Genomic DNA, 20584 nt, shown 5'->3' on the forward strand with positions numbered 1-20584 from the left:
TACGTTATAAATGCAAATCCGTCTCGCCGCCCTGCTCTTTCATTCGGCGCTGCTCGCGGCGTTGATAGCCTAGACCGGATGCAGCAAACCAATGCAGCTTCGATGTTTGTAGTAAATCGCTCATCTGCTGCAACTGAGTCTGCAAGGTTTGTGTCAACCAAAAATAGCCCTGCCACTCAAACGCTAGGTGCTGTACGCTTGGATACTCTGAGACGGCAATACGTGTAATAGGTCGGAATACTTCATCACTTGGACTACGTAATACCGCTGCCATGTGTTGCATCGCTTGGGTTAGCTCATGCTGATAATGTACCAATAAAACATGGTTTTCTTCATCAATTTCGATATTTGCCAAGCGCGGTGCCGCACTTAACAGTAGATCAATCGTCCCAATAATATTACGGTGGGTACGTTGAATCGTCTCTAGCGTTTCCTTTTCAATACCTGACTCACTGGCTGTCGCCGCGATATGGGGTCGCACGGCTAGCAAGCGTTTATTGATCTGCTGTAACGCTGTGACTAATGCTCTATCAACGGGTACTTCCTTAACAGGAAAAGCCACTGGGTTTAGCTTTTGAACAGAATCGTCCACTACTCCATCCGTTGCGTCAATATGATGACCTACGCCAGCGTAGAGGCTACTACACGCGTCAAGATTGCTACTCAATAAAAATCGCCACATCAACGTTGATTTGAGCGGCAAAATCAGCGTTACTGCTACCGAAACGCCTGTCCCCAGTAAGATATTTAATGCGCGGTAGATACCATCTTGACCAATGCTATTATTACCTAAATCAGAGACAATCATCAACATAGTGATACCCGTTAACAGTCCTGTATACCCGAGCTGTCTGACGGCTAGATAGCCAATAATGCCACTGAGCAGACCAATAAGCGCATAGTCCACCCATAGCCATGCACCTGCATTTTGATTAAACCATAACACCCCAAGCGCAGTACCGATACCTAACAAAGTACCGATCACGCGCTCTTTTGCCTTGGTATAAATAGCGCCTTGGTATTGCAATAACCCTAGAATGATAAATACGGTAATAGTCGTCCATTCACCGTGCGGAAGGTTGGTGATTTTATTGACCAATAGGGCCAATATCACAGCCGTGCCTAGGCGTGTGGCATGTAGGATATCTGCATGTTGGTAGCGAACATAGGGTTCGACAAATGGAGCAGTGATACGCTGATAAAGGGTGGATTTCACGCAAGGCTACTCTTTTCGGATGGAATATTTAAGTGAGACATTTTAGTAAAGGATTATTAAAAAAGCTCAATAACTAGCGGTAAGTATAAGTTGATATTCTATCAGCAAAATGACGGGCAAAAAATAACGCCTTTTACCTATTATTCACAGGTAAAAGGCGTTATAAAAAATATCCTAGCACACTATATTGAAATCTACGCTATTGAAGATTATTAACCAAATGACTCATCGAATTACGTATCAAGATCTGCGTCAGTATTAATGAGTAATAGTCTATTGCGCTAGCGTATTATACTTCTAGGTAGTCTAAAATACCTTCCGCAGCTTCACGACCTTCCCAAATCGCGGTCACAACCAAGTCAGAACCGCGCACCATATCGCCACCAGCGAAGATTTTAGGATTTTGAGTCTGGAATTTGAAGGTTTGCTTTTCGGCTGCTAATACGCGACCAGAGCTGTCCATCCCCACTTGCTGAGACTCGAACCAATCAGCAGGACTTGGTCTAAAACCAAAGGCCATGATGACTGCATCACATGGGATGATCTCTTCAGAATTAGGAATTGGCTCAGGGCGTTGACGACCACGGTTGTCTGGTGCACCCAGCTGAGTAGTAACGACCTTTACGCCGTTAACTTTACCGTTTAAGCCGATGATTTCGGTTGGCTGACGATTGAATAAGAACTCAACGCCTTCCTCGCGAGCATTGACCACTTCACGGCGTGAACCTGGCATGTTTTCTTCGTCACGGCGATAAGCACAAACTACTTTGTCGGCGCCTTGACGGATACTGGTACGGTTACAGTCCATTGCTGTATCGCCGCCACCAAGTACCACCACCTTTTTACCTTTAAAGTCGATGTACTCTTCAGCGTCTTTTTCCCAGTCATTGCAACGGTTCACGTTGGCAATCAGGTAATCTAGTGCATCATAGACGCCTGTCAGCTCTTCACCAGCAAAGCCGCCGCGCATATAGGTGTAAGTACCCATACCCATAAATACCGCGTCATAGTCAGCCAATAGCTCATCAATGGTGACGTCTGTACCAATCTCTGTCTCTAAACGGAATTCGATACCCATGTCTTCAAAGATCACACGGCGATTGCGCATGACATCTTTTTCCATTTTGAACTCAGGGATACCGAATGTCAGTAAGCCACCAATTTCAGGGCGCTTATCAAAGACGACTGGTTTGACACCATTTCTGACCAAGATATCCGCACAACCCAGACCTGCTGGTCCTGCGCCAATGATAGCGACTTTTTTATCTGTCCAAACGACTTCCGACATATCTGGACGCCAGCCAAGTGCAAACGCGGTATCGTTGATATATTTTTCGACATTACCAATGGTCACTGCACCAAAACCATCATTCAACGTACAGGCGCCTTCACACAGACGATCTTGCGGGCAAACTCGTCCGCATACTTCAGGCAAGGTATTGGTACGGTGGCACAATTCAGCTGCCTGAAATATCTGACCTTCTGTGGCCAGTTTTAGCCAGTTAGGGATATAGTTGTGTACTGGACATTTCCACTCGCAGTAAGGGTTACCACACTCAAGACAACGATGCGCTTGCTGAGCAACAGCTTCGTTTTCGAAAGGCTTATAAATTTCAACAAACTCTGTTGAACGTGTTGCAATGTCTTTTTTGGTTGGATCAAATCTCGGTACATCTAAAAACTGGAAGTTATTTTCTAAGCGTTTTGCCATGGTGCTATCTCTTTTATATAAGGCTCTTTTGCAGTGGGTGGCGACAGTCAGCGATGTTTTTTGTCTAAAATTTAAGACATATATCGCTGCTGTCACGTACCTGCTGAAAACCTGTGAGTTAAAACGTCTCTAAAAACGGAACGCTGGCTAACCTGATTAAAGCGACTGCCGATCCATCAATACAATCCATCAATGCATTCCATTGATACGATAGACAGTTACGTATCGGCTATTGTGGGTCAGCCATGGTAGTTTTAAGAAGGCTTGCAATGTTCGCCGCTTTTGGCTTAACCAAATAGAACTTACGAACATAGTGCTCAAAGTCGTTCAGAATTGTCTGACCCCATGCACTGCCTGTTTTATCTACATGAGCTTCAATCACTTGTTGCAAATGAATGCGATGCTCTTCTGTCTGCTCGCTTGAAATACGGTTTAGATCGATTAGCTCATGGTTGCAACGGTCAAAGAAGTCGCCTTCCATATCGAGTACATACGCAAAACCACCCGTCATACCAGCACCGAAGTTAAGTCCAGTACGGCCAAGAATCGTGACGATACCGCCAGTCATATATTCACAGCAATGGTCGCCTGTGCCTTCGATGACTGCATGTGCGCCAGAGTTACGGACGCCAAAACGCTCACCTGCTGTACCGGCAGCGTATAGCTTACCGCCAGTTGCACCATAGAGACAGGTATTACCGATGATGGCCGTTTCTTGTGCTACAAAGTTTGAGTCTTTTGGCGGATAAATCACAATCTCACCGCCTGCCATACCTTTGCCTACATAGTCATTGGCGTCGCCTTCAAGCTCGATATTTAGGCCGCCAGCGTTCCACACGCCTAGACTTTGCCCTGCGGTACCAGTTAAACGAAGCTTAATTGGCATATCGCTCATGCCAAGGTTGCCCCAAACTTGCGCAATCTCACCAGAAATACGAGCACCAATAGAGCGGTCACAGTTACCAACGAAATAGCTATAATCGCCGCCTGCCCCTTTGCGAATGTTCACAAGCATATCGCTAATCATCTGCTCAGCAAGCAAGCCTTTATCAAACGGCTCATTACGCTCAACCTGACAAGTTTGGGCTTTGCCCACACTGGCTGGGTGACTAAATAGCAATGGCGTTAAATCAAGATGACGCTGCTTGTCCGTATTACCTTCTAAGATATCGAGCAAGTCAGTACGACCGACCAGCTCCTCCATACTACGAACACCTAGCGCTGCCAACCATTCACGCGTCTCAGTTGCGACAAACTTAAAGAAGTTAATCAACATTTCTGCTTCACCAATGAAATGCTCATCACGCAGCTTGGCTTTTTGAGTAGCAACACCTGTCGGACAGTTGTTTAAATGGCAAATACGTAGGTACTTACAACCAACTGCAATCATTGGCGTGGTACCAAAGCCAAAGCTCTCTGCACCTAAGATAGCAGCTTTTACTACATCTAGCCCTGTTTTTAGACCACCGTCAGTCTGGACACGTACCTTATCACGTAACCCATTCACTCGTAGAGACTGATGAGTCTCAGCCAAACCTAGCTCCCATGGCGAGCCTGCATGGTGGATAGATGATAGCGGAGACGCTGCTGTACCACCGTCATAACCTGAGATAGTAATCAAGTCGGCGTAGGCTTTTGCAACGCCTGTCGCGATCGTACCAACACCTGGACGTGAGACCAATTTAACCGATACCAATGCATCTGGATTGACTTGTTTTAAATCAAAAATCAGCTGTGCCAAATCTTCGATAGAATAAATATCATGATGCGGCGGCGGTGAAATCAAGGTCACACCTGGTACTGAATAACGTAAACGTGCAATCAGCGCGTTGACTTTACCACCAGGTAGCTGTCCACCTTCACCAGGCTTGGCCCCTTGGGCTACTTTAATCTGCATGACTTCAGCGGAACGAAGGTAGGCAGGTGTGACCCCGAAACGACCAGAGGCAACTTGCTTAATCTTTGAGTTGCGCAATGTGCCATAACGTGCAGGATCTTCACCGCCTTCACCAGAGTTTGAACGACCACCGATGGTATTCATAGCCATCGCAATCGACTCATGCGCTTCAGGAGATAGCGCGCCTAGTGACATGCCAGCTGAGTCAAAACGCGTCAAGATTTCAGAGATATCTTCCACTTCATTGACATCGATACTGTTGTCAGTTTTCAGTTGCAACAAATCACGCAAAGTAGCGACCGGACGGCTATTAACTAGATCGGCATAATTACGGTAATTATCGTAATCACCTGTACGTACCGCAGTATGCAGGCTATTAATCACATCAGGGTTAAAGGCATGGTATTCTTTGTTGAAGACGAACTTAAGCAGACCGCCCTGATCTAGAGGAGCGCGTCGTTTAAACGCATTGGCAGCCAATTGGGCTTGATCAGCGGCAAGGTCTGCGAAGGTAGCGCCTTTAATACGGCTTTGTACGCCTTTAAAGCATAAACTGACCACTTCTTCTGATAGGCCAACCGCTTCAAACAACTGCGCGCCGCGATAAGAAACAATGGTAGAGATACCCATTTTTGATAAGATTTTTAATAAACCTTTATCTAAGCCTTTGCGGAAATTAACACGAGCTTGAATCGGATCACCAAGTAGCTCACCAGTCGCAACCAAATCATCAATGACATCGTATGCCAGATATGGATACACACAAGTCGCACCAAAGCCAATCAATACTGCTATTTGATGCGAGTCACGGGCAAGACCTGTCTCAATGATTAAATTAGCGTCGGTACGGATACCTTGCGCGATTAGATAATGATGCACAGCGCCAGTCACCATAATAGCGTTGGCTGGTACTTTGTCTGCATCGATATCTTTATCAGATAAGACAATCAACGTATTACCTGAGCGAATGTTATCTGCCACTTGCTCACAAATAGCGACGATAGCATCAGATAGCTCTAGAGTACGGTCATAATTCAGATCAATGCGTGCCATCTTGAACGCTGGATCATCCAAAGTTTCAAGCTGCTGCATTTTGCTAGCTGACAATACTGGCGATGACAAAATAATACGATGAGCATCTCTCGCAGATGGTGCGAATACATTAGTCTCAGCGCCTAAACAAGTCTGCAACGACATCACGATTGATTCACGTAATGGATCGATTGGCGGATTGGTCACCTGTGCAAACTGCTGACGGAAGAAGTCACCGACATGGCGAATTTGCTGCGACAGTACAGCCATTGGCGTATCGTCACCCATTGAGCCGACTGGTTCTTGACCATTTTCAGCATTAGGGCGAATGATTTCTGTGCGCTCTTCATTGGTGATGTGATACATCTTTTGTAGCGCTTTGAGCTTATCACCGCGGCACGCTTGCGTCGCCAACGTTTCTTCTAGACGCTCATCATCACGGACACGCGTCGCTTCTTCACGCAACCATTTACGATATGGATGCGCCGTTTTTAGTAAAGTTGCAATAGCTGTCGTATCTAAAATTTGACCAGTCAACGTATCAATAACCAGCATTTGACCAGGTCCAACGCGACCTTTTGCCAATACATCTTGCGGCTCGTAATCCCAAACGCCTACTTCTGATGCAACAGTAATATAGCCGTTCTTAGTGGTTACCCAACGTGATGGGCGCAGACCGTTTCTATCGAGCATACAGACCGCATAGCGTCCATCTTGAATGACTAGACCTGCTGGACCGTCCCACGCTTCCATATGCTGTGAGTAAAACTCATAGAATGCACGCAAATCCATATCCATGCTATCAACATTCTGCCACGCTGGTGGTACCAAGATAGACATTGCATGGAACAGGTTCATACCGCCAGACATAAGCACTTCGAGCATGTTATCTAAGCTAGATGAATCTGAACCTGTACTATTTACAAGTGGTGTCAGCTCATTCAAGTTAGGCAGTTTGTCTGATTTTAGCTTTGGCGTACGGGCTTTAGACCAGTTGCGGTTTCCTGTAATGGTATTTAACTCACCGTTGTGCGCAAGATAACGGAATGGCTGTGCCAGTGGCCAGCGCGGTAACGTATTGGTTGAGAAACGCTGATGGAAGACTACGATATGTGAGGCCAAACGCTCATCTTGCAAATCCAAGAAAAACGCTGGTAAGTCTGAAGGCATTACCAAGCCTTTATAAATAATGGTCTGACAACTCAATGAACAGACGTAAAATAGCTCATCATCCGTCAAACGCTGCTCTGCTTTTTTACGTGCAACAAACAGCTTACGGTTGAAATCATCAGCTGCTAAGTCATCTGGCGCATTAACGAACACTTGCTTAAAGTCTGGCAATGTCTCGCGACCAATCTCACCAACAATACTCAAGTCAAGTGGTACATCACGCCAGCCAGCCACTTCTAATCCTTGGGCTGTAATCTCATCGCTTAACACTTGCTGGCTATGCGTGGCTTTATCGCTATCTAAATTAACGAACACCATACCGACAGCAAAGTTGTCCGTAATGGCAAATTGCTGCTCATCAGCAATCTGTTTAAAGAAATCGGTAGGCGTCGCTAATAGTAAGCCACAACCATCACCAGTTCTACCGTCAGCAGCAACACCGCCGCGATGTGTCATACAACTTAAACTATGAATGGCAGTTTTTACCAAATCATGGCTCGCTTCACCCTCAATATGAGCAATTAGGCCAAAACCGCAATTATCAGAAAAATCATCTGGCGTGGCCAGGTGTGTTTGTGAGGAAATCATTGACATAGCTTGTCCTTTTAAGTAGACGGGCAACTTACATTTCCAATGCGGAGTATAAGTTGGTACCCGTAAGCAGAACGGGCTGATAGTGGATATTCGTGTGTTTGAATTGGCAAATAGTGCAATGCTCGATAGACATCATACTCTAAGAGAAAGTAAAACCCTTGACCCTCCTGGTCATTAGCTGATGTCTTGACATATGGTCCGTGTATCAAAAGATAGTAAGTAGCAGCCCTTGGCAACGGGAGAATCTACACCCCTAAATGCCAGTTACTCAATCAGTGATATCTAATGCCATTCATTTAAGCATTATTTGTTATGTTGTCATGTCTAGCATTTAGAGCTAAGCATACAACAACTTAATAACGGTGCACTTGTTTATCTTGAATATCTGACGCTCTGTATTCAAGCACTTTGTTTACCCTAAAAAGAGTGACAATAAGAGAGGTTGCGTCACTTACGATAACCTTATTATGGATAGTAAGTAACCGCGCTTGAGACAATAATATTTAGTAAAGAACCCTAAAAACTACGAAAAAACCACTAAATAGTTGTTAAATAGACATTTTTTACGATAACTATACAGAACGTCGCCCACAGTTATATTAGTTAATGATTGTCGAAAAATCTAGTCTTTTCTATCGATTCATCAGCCATAAATTGTAAGAGGACTTATTACTATTGGTTATAAGACAAATAAAACTGCTATTAAAATTTTAATGTAAACCATATAAATGACAGTTAGCAAAAGGCTTTGATAATACCTAGCAATAGTAGCTTGCCGCTTACTGTGACGATAAAACTATTTTGTATAGTGCTAAAAAAACCCACTAACCAAATAGCTAGTGGGTTAAATTAATCAGACAAAAACTAATTACTCTTGTCTTCTATTAGCGCTTTTATACTGTCGCTATTATTTTTGGGAGGATTAGCGTTAGCACTTTTGCCATTAGCATTTGAATTGTTGTTTATGCTACTAGGGGGCTTAGGCGTTGGCACGACTGGTGGCTTCTTACTAGTAGCGTTCTCCGCCGGTGCCGCAGGCTTTTTGTTTTCTAGCGCGGGCTTATTTGCGTTGTTTTCGTCTTTTGGCGATGCTTCAGATATTGTCTGCGTCTCACCACCAACTGTACGCTCTTCGCTAACAGATAACGTGGCAGAGGTATCTACCGACTGACGAATACTCTCTTGAGGACTGCTACCATTAGCGCTTTCTTGGTTACCTCGATTACTGTTAGCACTAGCTGCTTGAGCAGCGGCGTCATCAGCTTCTTCTTGCAAACGAGCAGGCACTTCACGCTTGGTAGGTTTTAAATCGACGGCACGTGTACGTTTTGTACTCAAATCTTTTACTGGATCAGGACGCTCATAATTATCAATGATACTGACATACCGATTAATCTCTTCTGGCAGTACACGTACGTTTGTAGGTAACTTAAAGTCTATTAGCTTTGCGGCTCCTACTGCTTCTTGCGGGCTACTCATAATCCCATAAGTCAGCATATAACGGACTTGTTTTTCATCATCAAGATAACGGAAATAAGCAAATTTATCACGATCTTGACGGCCTTCTAAGTAACTAACAATCACATCATTTTCAGCGACATTCATTACTTGAACAGTCCACTTGCCTTTATTAGCTAGCAGATAACGCTTGTCTTTGAACTCGTCCGGATAATCGCGCAAATCTCGAATCGTTGCATCAAAATTAATCGGTTGCACATCCGTATCTAACTCATGCAGCGATTCAACTTTTAGTGGTTGCTCAAACTCTTCATTCAAAATCTCTGGCGCTGATATTGGTGCATTCTCAATTTTGGCACCCATGGCTGGCGTTTGACTAAACATCCATACTAACGCTGTGACTACCCCTAAAAGTAGAGTCACTATTAGCCAAATCAGTGCTTGACGACTGTATGATTGGCTAGCAGTACGCGTTTTTGTTTTTGATGTTGCCATGAGGCGGTCCTTGGTAAACACATGTTTTACAGCATGATATAAATGCTTATTCAAACAGAGGTACAGCTAACCAGTCGGCTATAAGTACGAGATTTTAGTATAAATATATAAGCGATAATTTATGAGATATTACGCGCTATGTTTTGACAAAACTTCATGCAATAGTTCGCCGTCAAACTCATTAGTCATTACCGCATCGCCTATTGATTTTAACAAAATTAGGCGGATTTGTCCGTGTTTCACTTTTTTATCGTGTCCCATTAAATCTAAAGCAGTGTATACATCGATAGCTGGTGGCGTAATAGGTAAGTTTGCCAATTCTAAAACACGTTTAATACGTACAACTTCATCATCAGTTAACCAGCCAATTTTTTGCGATAGCTCAGCTGCTTGTACCATACCAGCCGCCACTGCTTCGCCATGCAACCAATTGCCATAGCCTTCATGCGTTTCAATCACATGACCAAAAGTATGACCAAAGTTCAATAACGCGCGCACACCTGACTCTCTTTCGTCTTGTGCCACTACATCGGCTTTGTATTGACAGCAGCGCTTTACAGCTTCACCAAGTACTGGCAAATCAAGCGCCATCATTGCAGGCAAGTTTGCCTCAAGCCACGTTAGAAACGCCTCATCCATGATAAGGGCATATTTAATAATCTCAGCTACTCCAGCCGATAGCTCACGTGCAGGTAGTGTCTTAAGCGTACTCATATCAGCAAGCACCATTTGCGGCTGCCAAAAAGCACCAATCATATTCTTACCTTGCGGATGATTGATACCTGTTTTACCACCAACACTAGAATCCACTTGTGACAATAGCGTCGTTGGAATTTGAATAAAATTGACACCGCGCATAAAACTGGCAGCAGCAAAGCCAGTCATATCTCCGATTACACCACCGCCAAGGGCAATAAGTGTCACATCACGATTGAAGTGTTCTGTCATTAGCGCATCATAAATCTGATCAATACTTGCCTGATTTTTGTATTGTTCGCCATCTGGCAGTACGCACACCTTTACCACAAACTGCTCTGCTAGCTCATCTTCTAATACTTTTAAGTATAAAGGTGCCACAGTGTCATTAGTGACGATCAAAACCTGACGACCACTGACATAAGGCGCGATTTGCTTCGCCATACTGCTATGTTCAGTCGTAGATTTTTCAGTAATGACAATAGGATAATCATGACTTTGCGTATGAACTATTAGGCCATCATGAAACGGCATTACCATGTGATACTCCTAAAGCATTTCTAATGAGGTAAAAGTAATTGAGTCTGCATATCAATCGTAGTTGCCAGTCTATTACTCGTCTTCTTGGTGCGCCGATGAGTCCGTAGTGCAATCGACGAATGATTCTAGCTGCTGCATCAATTGATTGACCATATGGCGTGGGTACGTGTGACCAGTAGGCATAATAATATGGGCGACTTGGCGATAGAGTGGATCGCGCGCACTGTATAACTCTTGCAATATTTTTCTAGGATTAGGCTGCTGTAATAATGGTCGAGACTTGTCTTTAGAGGTACGTGCCAGCTGCACCTCGACAGGTGCATTAAGATAAACGACGATGCCACGCTGTTTTAGGAACTCTCGGTTTTCAGCACACATGACTGCACCGCCACCGGTCGCTAATACGATTTGAGAGTTTTGGGTCAATTCATCAATGGCACGCGTTTCACGCTCACGGAAACCTGCCTCACCTTCTTTGGCAAATATCCAAGCAATGTCGGCACCCGTCTGCGATTCAATATACCAATCACTGTCTACAAAAGTGCGACCTAACTGCTTGGCAAGCAGTTTTCCGATTGTCGTCTTCCCTGCTCCCATCGGACCCACTAAAAACACCGACGGTAATTCCTGCCCCATAATACTTACTCAGCTAAATTAGGTATGATACAACGTCATTGTTATTCTGGCTAGTAATGAGCCGTGATTATTGTGAGTAAAATTTAGAGCACACCATTCATCAGTGCCTACATAAATATTGCAACGCTAAAACCACTAATTTCGCGCATAAAAAAAGCAAGCACTATGGCTTGCTTTTTCAATGAAAGATTAAAAAAACTAAATCAGTTAATACGGCTAGTACCATCATTAATAAGCTTTGGAGTCACAAAGATAAGTAGCTCTTCTTTAGTGTTGCTTCGTACATCTTTACGGAAGGCACGACCGATATAAGGCAAATCACCTAAGAAAGGGACCTTAGTTACTTCGTTATTGGTACGGTTCTTGAAAACTCCACCTAACACGACAGTTTGACCATCTTCAATAATGACGTTGGTTGAAATAGAATCCTGAGAAATTGCAACCTGACTATTAATAATAGTCGGAGTACCATTTGTGATTACCAACTTTAAACCAATTTTACCATCTGGCGTTATATTTGGTGTAGCCTCTAAACTTAACGCAGCCTCTTTGAAGCTAGTCGTTGTTGCACCACTTGCTGAGGCTTCTTGATAAGCAATCTGAGTACCAGAAGAAACCTTCGCTGTCTGCTTATCCGCGGTCAGAATCTTTGGTGTAGAAATAACTTCACCACGGTTATCCGCTTGTAGCGCTGACAACTCAAGATCAAGCATTACATCAGACATACTGAGCAAACCAAAAGCGATACTACCTGCTGGGTTGGAAACGCCTAAGTCGACGTTTAAGTTATCAGGACGACTAATGTCATACGAAGGATAAGAAACTGTTTGACCATTGACCGTCGTTGTTTCTACATCGAAATCTTTTAGATCCCATAGGGTTTGATCGCTACCACCAACCAATAAACTACGGTTGTTGGCTGCACCGTTTGATAATATACCCCAACGTACACCAATTTCTTTACTAAAGGTATCAGACGCGCTAACGATACGTGCTTCGATCATAACTTGGCGAACAGGAATATCAATTTTACTGATTAGTTTGTGGATATTTTCAATGCTGTCAGCCACGTCTTTAATAATCAAAGTATTGGTGCGTTCATCAATCGTTACCGTACCACGATTAGATAATAACGTATTGTTATCGTCAGCACTGTTGGAGTTATTGCCGCTATTACTAGATGATCCACTGCCTTGAGAAATAAGAGTCAATACATCTTGTGCTTTCGCGTAGTTCAGACGAATATATTCATTGCGTAAAGGCGCATACGAATCAACAGCTTGCTGCGCTTCAAGCTCGCGAGCCTCTTGCTCAGCAAGTTCAGTAGAAGGCGCAACCAAAATCACATTACCATTTTCACGTTTGCCAAGATTTTTACTTTTCAAGATAATATCAAGCGCTTGATCCCAAGGAACATTGATCAAACGCAAAGTGATGTTGCCAGCAACAGAATCACTCGCAACGATATTCATCTCAGTAAACTGTGCCAAAATATCTAAGACACTACGGATCTCAACATCTTGGAACTCCATCGATAAGGGTTCGCCACTATAGACTCTTTCTTCAAGCGTTGGCTCACGTAACAATTCAGGTTTCTTGATACTGATATTTAACTGGTTACCTGATTGATAAGCCTGATACTCGTAGTCATCCGTCATATTGATGGTGACGACACCGTTTTGACCCTGATTCTTAGTATCAACACTATCAACAAGACCACTATTAATATTCAAACGACGTAATAAATTTCTCGGAACTGTGCTACCAGTCAAACGTATGACAAGCTTTTTACCTTGGCGCTGTACATCTACTGGGATGGCTTCGTTAGCAAGTACAACACTTACATTGCCACCTCCATCACTACCTGCCGAAAAATTGACTGCACTTAGTCCATCATAGCTATACTGTTTGCTTACCTGTGAAGCAGCGAGTTGCGGATTTAATAGTGGGTTTACTCTCACTACCATCGTATCAGCTGGCACTTCATTTTTTACTACTGCCTTGCTCGTAGTACGTACAGGTGCCACTGGTACAGTAGAGGTCTCAACAATAGGCGTAACGACTGCGGTCGTTGTCATACTATTATTGTTATTAAGTACATCTTGAATCGGGTCGCTAGTAATAACTGGACGATTAGGATCAGTAATTGTCAGTAATAAATCATTGCCTTCAATCGCTGTCGTATAGTTTCCTGACTCTTTTAAACCGACAATGAGACGTGTGGTACTATCGCTACTTAGCGTAGTCACATCATTGATTGCACCGACGTTATATTCGTTGAAGCGGCTAGCAAGCCCATTCTGTACTTGTTCGAAATCTAGGACTAAGCGACTAGGATCATCAAGCTGATAGGCTGCAGGCAATACTGGCAATCCTGTAAATCCCAAACGCATTTGAGTCACTGCAGGTGCAGTCTGTACTACAGAAACACTATCAATGCGCTGTGCAGCATAAGCACTATTAGTCACAGCCACCATACTGACTGCCAGTGCTGAAATAGCAAAAGCAGAAGAAACGCGGTTGCTCATCATCATTACCTTGTTATTGCGTACTGTCATTATTTATTCCTCAAAAAATCTGCCGACTTAGCTTATAGGGGATACCAGCGACTGGGGTTTTTCTACAAACCCTGCGCGGCTATCTGGCACAATTTCAATCAAGTTAATCTGGGTCGGCGTGATTTCAACAATACGGCCGTCGTTCATTCCAAGATAATCGCCTACTTTAACACTGGCAACTGAACCGTCGGGACGTTGTACTAACGCATATCGCTGACCTTCAGGCGAAATTACTACACCTCGAAAAATCAGTTGCGACAGTTCGTACTTCTCAAGTGGTTCTTTTATTCTGTTAATATCAGGACGTACACCTTCAATAGAGGTTCTAGCCCCTTGCACACTGACCAAGCTTGGCGGTAAAAAAGGACTACGCTGCGAACTAGCGCTATAAACAAAATCCTCTACTAGTTCAGCTTTGGGTGGCGGCTCAATAGGCTGTGCAGGCTGATTACGGATATCGGTCATTGCCTGCTCTGCCATACCTATACGGTCACTACACCCTGTCATAGATAAAACAGCAATACTTAAAGCCAATAGCATGGGCATTTTTTGAATACTCATTAGTTGCCTCCTGCGTTTGCATCAGTAGCAACGGCTTCATCACCTTCAGGAGCCGCTTCTTTAGAGCGATAAGTCTTAGTTTGCAAGACTAAGTTAAGCTCTGGTAAAACATCCAAAGTAGGCTGCGGGTTACTGACTTCAAAATCATGCATCGTAATAATTCGAGGAAGTGCGGCAAGACCACTAATAAAGCTGCCAAACTGATGATATTCACCTAACGCAGCAATACGTATTGGTTGCTCAATAAAGAATTCATTTTCAATCTCAGGCTCTACTGAAATATCTTGAAAACGGATATTACTACCAACGCCTGTCATGTTTATGCCTTCTACCAATTCTGACACACGAGTATCTTTTGGCAACTGATCTAATAAAGTATTAAACTCAGTTTCCATTTGAACCACTTGCGCCTGATAAGCTTTTAAATGACGAGCGCGCGACTCTTTTTCACGATAGCTATCAAGTAAGGTTCGTTGTTGAGCCTCAGCAGCATTAATTGCATCAATTTTGCTGCTAATCGGTAAGGCCCATGACAAAGCTGCGATAAAGATAATAATAAGGCCAATTACTGTCACTTTTACTGGTAATGGCCAACTGCCATAATTTTCTGAATCTAACGACTCAAAGCTACGGCGAAACTCATTTAAATCAAATTGCTTTTTTGGTTTTAAAGCAGATTTTTTGGTTTTAGTGAGGCTTTTTTTACGGATAAGCTTCATAACTCACCTCCAAGACTAGCACTAGTATCAGCGTCATCAGGGTTAGGTGTCTCTGACTGGACTTTAGTCGTCACTATAAACTGTACGTAACTGTCTTCAGGATACACAGGACGTGGCTGTTCACCTGTCTCAACTGTATTATTGAGAGCTGGTGCAGCTTGATAAGCGGTAATATTCTGTTGAATGTTACTTACTGCTGAGTTACCCATCCATTTGCTACTATCAAGGTTACGGATTAAGCTTGATACAATATTTGGATTATCTGCTAAACCTGTTAAAGTTAAGACATCGCCTTCACGTTTAAGGTTATTTAGATATAGCGCTGGTGGAATAGCTTTAGCAAGATCATCCCATAGGCGTACAGGGACAGGACGTCGTCCCTGCAAGTCTTGAATGACTTGCATACGTGAAATAATATCGTCACGACGCTGTTCTAAACTATCAATTTCAGTCAACGCTGTGTCTAAGCGAGTGTTTTCTTGTTCGATCAAAGCGTTGGCATCAAGCTGTTCATCAAGCTCATTGTTAAAATAACTCCATGAAGCAAAGGCTGCCAATAAAGTTAGCAACGTAACTGCAACTACTAAAGTGATGAACTCTTTGTTGCGACGTTCACGTTCTTCTTGTCGCCAAGGTAAAAGGTTAATACGAGCCATTAGTCAAAGCTCCTCAACGCAAGACCGCATGCAGCCATTAAACTTGGAGCATCAATAGCCAATTGCTCATTATCAATATTTGGTGCAATAGTCATATTAGTAAATGGATTAGCAACACTGACAGTTACACCTAGCTTTTGTTGTGCCATACCAGCGAGACCTGCAATGGAACTACTTCCCCCTGCGAGCACCACATGATCGATGCTGCTATATTGGCTTGATGAGAAGTAAAACTGTAGAGAGCGAGTGATTTGCTGAATAGTGTTTTCTATAAAGGGTGTCAGTACTTCAGGATAATAATCATCAGGCAATGTGCGCTCGCGCTTACTCAGTGTCGCCTCTTGTGCCGATAAGCCATAGCGGTTTTGTATGGCTTCTGTTAATTGAACACCTCCAAACAACTGTTCCCGACTATAGATAAACTCACCATTTTTGGCGATATATAAAGTAGTTTGATTATGACCTATGTCTATCAAAGCCACCAGTTCTGGTACATTTGGGAGACTATCCACCATCAATCCAAACGCACGCTCAATTGCATGCGATTCGATATCCATGACTTTTGTTTGCATCCCACCAAACGTTAAAGCATCTACGCGTTGGTCAACATTTTCCGAGCGAGAAGCAGCAAGCAATACCTGAACCATATCTTCGCTGACCAAAGATGGTCCTAATACTTCAAAGTCTAAGTTGACATCTTCTAATGGATAAGGCACATATTGGTCAGCATCTAGACGTATCTGAGCCTCACGCTCAACATCGCTAAGTGCCATATCCATATCAATGATTTTAGTGATCACTGCAGACCCTGAGACCGCAGTTGCAGCACTACTACCCGATACCTGGCAACGTTTTGCCAGACTCGTTATAATGTTGCCAACTGCCTCTGTATCTGCTAGAAGCTTATCAATGACGACACCTTCTGGTAGCCTTTCAATACCATAAGATTTTAGGTGGAACATGCCTTGTTGGCGCTGTATGTCAACCAACTTTACTGAGGTGGCACAAATATCCACACCAATCAAATGTCGACTTTTCGAAGTAAATAGCCTCACAAACTCTATACCTTATATTAAGTGTACAATCTGATAGTTATTTGTAATAATTGAATACAATACTTTACTTAATTGATAGATTCAAGCATTTAAAAATATATTAAGGCTAACTTACACATTTATTATTACCTGCTCATTTTGTTCAAGGTATAATAATATTGTCTGCTACAAATTCTAACTAATAAGTCTTATTATGGCCAAGAAAAATGCTACCGCTCGTCTCATTCGTTTTTTAGTGGGACTTTTTATCGCTTGCCTAGCATTGGCAGTTGTTCTAGCACTTGCTGTACCTATTGGTTTCTATGGGATGGCAATGTATTTGTCACCAACCCTACCTAGTACGCAAGAAATTAAAACAGCCAAACTAGAAATGCCATTACAGATTTATAGTAGTGATGATAAATTAATCGGCCAATATGGCAATCGTTTATCGTTACCAGTTAGTTTTGATGAGATTCCTGAAGATTTAACTCATGCCTTTTTAGCAGCCGAAGATGCTTCTTTCTTTCAGCATAGCGGAATTAGTATTAAAGGTCTTGGTCGCGCTGTCACCGAAGCAGTCACTGATGACGATGGTCAAACCGGTGGCTCTACCATTACGATGCAGGTCGCTAAAAACTATTTCTTAAGTCCAGAACGTACTTTAAACCGCAAACTAACAGAGTTGTTTTTGGCGCGGAAGATCGAAGACGAACTGAGCAAAAATGACATCTTGACACTATATGTCAATAAGATCTATCTGGGTGAAGGCGCCTATGGCATCCGCGCTGCGGCCAAAAAATATTATAGTAAGTCATTAGACAATCTAACTATTGCTGAAATGGCGATGTTAGCAGGTCTACCAAAAGCCCCTTCTAAGTATAACCCTGTTGCCAATCCTAGCCGCGCATTGACTCGCCGTAACTGGATTGTTGGACGTATGCACGAGCTTGGCTATATTACCAAAGCTCAGTACGATGAAGCGGTCAACTCTCCTATAGGTATCAACCTATATAAAGAAAAGCTCGATGTAAATATGCCTTATTTGGCAGAAATGACGCGAGCTTCTTTAGTCGAACGTTACGGCGATCAAGTCATGCACGGTGGCTGGCGCGTACGTCTCACAGTAGATAGTAAAGCGCAAACAGATGCAGAAGCAGCAGTAGTAACAGGATTAATTGCCTACGAGCATCGCCATGGTTGGCGCGGGGCTGAAGCAAATGATGAGCCTCTCGAAAACTTCCGACGTTACAGCAATATGTCTCCTGCCAAAGTGACTAAAGTCAATTCTCGTAGTTTTGACGCAGTTCTACAATCTGGTGAAGAAGTGACCGTTAATTGGTCTAGTATGAAATGGGCACGAAAATATATTTCTGCTGACCGTATTGGTTATTACCCTAGCAATGCCAGTCAAGTTGTTAAGAAAAATGATATCGTTCGTGTAATACCTACTTCAAATGGCAACTGGCAATTAGGTCAAATACCTAAAATCCAAGGCAGTTTGGTTTCGTTGAATCCAGAGACTGGTGCTGTAAATGCATTGGTTGGTGGCTTTGATTTTAACCACAGTAAATTCAACCGCGCTCTACAAGGCTGGCGTCAACCTGGCTCAACCATTAAACCGCTTGTTTATACGGCCGCTTTAGAAAAAGGTTATCGCCCAGATACTATAGTGTCTGATAAAGCTATCCAAGTAGGTGACTGGAAACCTAAAAACTCTGATGAACGTTTCTTAGGTGATATCACTTTACGTCGTGGTTTATATTTGTCGCGTAACCTCGTATCTATTCGCTTGTTACAAGCTATCGGTATCTCAAGTACGCGCAACCTATTAGATGAATTCGGTCTTGATAAAGAAAAGCTACCAACAACCTTGTCATTAGCACTTGGAGCAGGACAAGCCACACCATTACAAATGGCCACGGCTTACTCAACCTTCGCGAATGGTGGTCATCGTGTCCAACCTTACTTTATTGAACAAATTTACAATTATAAAAACGAGCTGTTGTTTCAGGCAAATCCACGTCAAGCGTGTGCACTATGCTTTAACGAGAAACTTGAAAAAGTTAATAGCAGCTTAGTTGAAGAGTATGAGAAGTCAACTGAAGCGCTTGATGATAGTTCTAATGAAATAACCGCTGATAATTCATCATCGAAAAGTAATGATGATAGCGAAACAACAGATAAAGAGCTTGATTTAAAGGTATATAACGCAGGTCCACAATCAGACCGCCTGAAAGCACCTGCCGTACAATATGTAAGAGCCAAACAAGCACCGCGTATACTGCAACCTAGAGTGGCTTTTGAGATGGCCGATATACTACGCGACGTAGTCCAACGCGGTACAGCGGTAAGAGCAAAGGCATTAGGACGTGATGATATCGGTGGCAAAACTGGTACCACCAATCAGGCCAAAGATGCATGGTTTGCAGGATTTCATCCTACCAATGCAACAGTAGTATGGATGGGATTCGATCAACCATCTACTATGGGCCGCCGTGAATATGGTGGTGTGGCAGCGCTGCCAGTCTGGATGGACTTTATGAAAGCACAGCTGAAAGACACGCCAAGCCAGTGGGTATCCATCAATAACCGCTCAAAATCCAGAAAACAACAGCAAAGCATCATAGAGATGACTGATGATGGCATCCTAGTTAACGATGATGCAAATAAATCAGCCAAGCCAGTCAAGACTCAAACCCAGCAGCGTAAGCCTTCGGTTCCAGAGCCTACTGAGGAGACGAGCACTCCACCATCAACGAAACCAAGTAGCAATCGTAGTGATGACAGCGTACCGGAAAACCCATTAACAGTGACACCCGTTGAAAGTATGCCACCGATGCCAGAGTAACAAACAAGACAATTCTTAGTTAATAAGAAAAGGCTTATTCAGTAATGATTGAATAAGCCTTTTTTATGCGTTATAGATTATGATCTACCCTACTTAATCATCCTTTCAAGTGGTTCAATAAATAGCGATCAAAGAATAAATTTGCTAGTGTACTTCCTATTAGAACTCGACCATACCTGCACGCAGTTGTTCAATCAGCTCTAAAAGCTGATTGCGCCATTCTCGTATTGTGGTCTCATCAGGCAGCCATTGATTGGATAAGGTGACAACATTGACAATCAAGTCTGGCGACGCTGAATGACTGCTTAGCGCTTCATCGACGATAGTATCTGGCGGTACTGCATAAAGACAACGATGATAAGCACGTTCTATATTGGCGATAAAACCTTGCTGCTGTAATTGCTGCAAACGCTGAATCTCAGGAGATATTTGGGTTCGCTCGCTCAGTCCTTGCTCAATATCGAGCAAAGTTGGCGCCGTCATATTTAGGCTATAGAAATGACCGAGCTCCTGAATGAATGCCAATAAAGCACCATGCAAGTGAAAAATAGCAGTTTCACAGTGTGCTTGGTATAACTGCTTATCATTGGTACTTCCTGCAGATTGGCAAGATAAACGACAGAAATATAACTTTTGATTGGTTCGATCTGCTTGATATTTGGCGACGCGAGTTTTACCTGCCATTTGCTAATTATCCTTTTATAAGTAGTGAATTAGAGCCTATTTCCAGTGTACTATTTTTTTAGATAATAGCACCATG

13 protein-coding genes are annotated in these 20584 nt (G+C 43.2%); 1 reads left to right on the forward strand and 12 read right to left on the reverse strand.

All coding sequences use genetic code 11. From position 1 onward, the window contains the following. Positions 1-4: 4 nt before the first annotated feature. From V6252_RS11150 to pilM, 11 genes are all read right to left on the reverse strand, one after another. Positions 5-1216 (reverse strand): FUSC family protein, encoded by a 1212-nt coding sequence (locus V6252_RS11150; RefSeq protein ID WP_341610500.1) that lies wholly within the window; start codon positions 1214-1216, stop codon positions 5-7. A 289-nt stretch (positions 1217-1505) separates the two neighbouring features. Beyond that, positions 1506-2927 (reverse strand): glutamate synthase subunit beta, encoded by a 1422-nt coding sequence (locus tag V6252_RS11155; RefSeq protein WP_341610501.1) that lies wholly within the window; start codon positions 2925-2927, stop codon positions 1506-1508. A 229-nt stretch (positions 2928-3156) separates the two neighbouring features. Continuing rightward, positions 3157-7620, reverse strand: coding sequence for a glutamate synthase large subunit (gltB, locus tag V6252_RS11160; protein WP_191114257.1), 4464 nt, complete (start codon positions 7618-7620; stop codon positions 3157-3159). 864 nt (positions 7621-8484) lie between these two features. Then, positions 8485-9573, reverse strand: a complete 1089-nt coding sequence (locus V6252_RS11165) for a hypothetical protein (protein WP_341610502.1) — start codon at positions 9571-9573, stop codon at positions 8485-8487. A gap of 129 nt (positions 9574-9702) precedes the next feature. Next, the gene (gene aroB / locus V6252_RS11170) at positions 9703-10809 is read right to left on the reverse strand and encodes a 3-dehydroquinate synthase (protein WP_341610503.1); all 1107 of its coding nucleotides are present in this window, start codon (positions 10807-10809) and stop codon (positions 9703-9705) included. Between the two features lie 72 nt (positions 10810-10881). Beyond that, entirely contained in the window at positions 10882-11445 is a 564-nt protein-coding gene (gene aroK, locus V6252_RS11175; protein WP_341610504.1) for a shikimate kinase AroK, read from the reverse strand. A gap of 203 nt (positions 11446-11648) precedes the next feature. Next, positions 11649-14003 carry a type IV pilus secretin PilQ gene (pilQ, locus tag V6252_RS11180; protein ID WP_296208226.1) on the reverse strand — a complete coding sequence of 785 codons (2355 nt, stop codon included), beginning with the start codon at positions 14001-14003 and terminating at the stop codon, positions 11649-11651. 27 nt (positions 14004-14030) lie between these two features. After that, positions 14031-14564 (reverse strand): pilus assembly protein PilP, encoded by a 534-nt coding sequence (locus tag V6252_RS11185; protein WP_341610505.1) that lies wholly within the window; start codon positions 14562-14564, stop codon positions 14031-14033. After that, complete coding sequence (locus tag V6252_RS11190; protein WP_296208228.1) at positions 14564-15283, reverse strand: type 4a pilus biogenesis protein PilO; 720 nt, start codon at positions 15281-15283, stop codon at positions 14564-14566. The genes V6252_RS11185 and V6252_RS11190 overlap by 1 nt, the downstream gene beginning before the upstream one ends. Beyond that, complete coding sequence (locus V6252_RS11195) at positions 15280-15939, reverse strand: PilN domain-containing protein (protein ID WP_296208229.1); 660 nt, start codon at positions 15937-15939, stop codon at positions 15280-15282. The genes V6252_RS11190 and V6252_RS11195 overlap by 4 nt, the downstream gene beginning before the upstream one ends. Next, positions 15939-16994 carry a type IV pilus assembly protein PilM gene (pilM, locus tag V6252_RS11200; RefSeq protein ID WP_341610506.1) on the reverse strand — a complete coding sequence of 352 codons (1056 nt, stop codon included), beginning with the start codon at positions 16992-16994 and terminating at the stop codon, positions 15939-15941. The genes V6252_RS11195 and pilM overlap by 1 nt, the downstream gene beginning before the upstream one ends. A 193-nt stretch (positions 16995-17187) precedes the next feature. Here pilM and V6252_RS11205 point away from each other — a divergent pair, with 193 nt between their 5' ends. After that, entirely contained in the window at positions 17188-19824 is a 2637-nt protein-coding gene (locus V6252_RS11205) for a penicillin-binding protein 1A (RefSeq protein ID WP_341610507.1), read from the forward strand. A 159-nt stretch (positions 19825-19983) separates the two neighbouring features. On the opposite strand, the gene V6252_RS11210 is transcribed toward V6252_RS11205, so the two are convergent. After that, complete coding sequence (locus tag V6252_RS11210; protein ID WP_341610508.1) at positions 19984-20508, reverse strand: DUF6586 family protein; 525 nt, start codon at positions 20506-20508, stop codon at positions 19984-19986. Between the last annotated feature and the right edge of the window lie 76 nt (positions 20509-20584).

Source organism: Psychrobacter proteolyticus (assembly GCF_038155145.1).
Lineage (GTDB): Bacteria > Pseudomonadota > Gammaproteobacteria > Pseudomonadales > Moraxellaceae > Psychrobacter > Psychrobacter proteolyticus_B.

Bases quoted from the DNA above. Each gene is read 5' to 3' on its own strand.
- V6252_RS11155 (WP_341610501.1), bottom strand. From the start codon at position 2,927: ATGGCAAAACGCTTAGAAAATAACTTCCAGTTTTTAGATGTACCGAGA.
- gltB (WP_191114257.1), bottom strand. From the start codon at position 7,620: ATGTCAATGATTTCCTCACAAACACACCTGGCCACGCCAGATGATTTT.
- V6252_RS11165 (WP_341610502.1), bottom strand. From the start codon at position 9,573: ATGGCAACATCAAAAACAAAAACGCGTACTGCTAGCCAATCATACAGT.
- aroB (WP_341610503.1), bottom strand. From the start codon at position 10,809: ATGGTAATGCCGTTTCATGATGGCCTAATAGTTCATACGCAAAGTCAT.
- aroK (WP_341610504.1), bottom strand. From the start codon at position 11,445: ATGGGGCAGGAATTACCGTCGGTGTTTTTAGTGGGTCCGATGGGAGCA.
- pilQ (WP_296208226.1), bottom strand. From the start codon at position 14,003: ATGACAGTACGCAATAACAAGGTAATGATGATGAGCAACCGCGTTTCT.
- V6252_RS11185 (WP_341610505.1), bottom strand. From the start codon at position 14,564: ATGAGTATTCAAAAAATGCCCATGCTATTGGCTTTAAGTATTGCTGTT.
- V6252_RS11190 (WP_296208228.1), bottom strand. From the start codon at position 15,283: ATGAAGCTTATCCGTAAAAAAAGCCTCACTAAAACCAAAAAATCTGCT.
- V6252_RS11195 (WP_296208229.1), bottom strand. From the start codon at position 15,939: ATGGCTCGTATTAACCTTTTACCTTGGCGACAAGAAGAACGTGAACGT.
- V6252_RS11205 (WP_341610507.1), top strand. From the start codon at position 17,188: ATGGCCAAGAAAAATGCTACCGCTCGTCTCATTCGTTTTTTAGTGGGA.
- V6252_RS11210 (WP_341610508.1), bottom strand. From the start codon at position 20,508: ATGGCAGGTAAAACTCGCGTCGCCAAATATCAAGCAGATCGAACCAAT.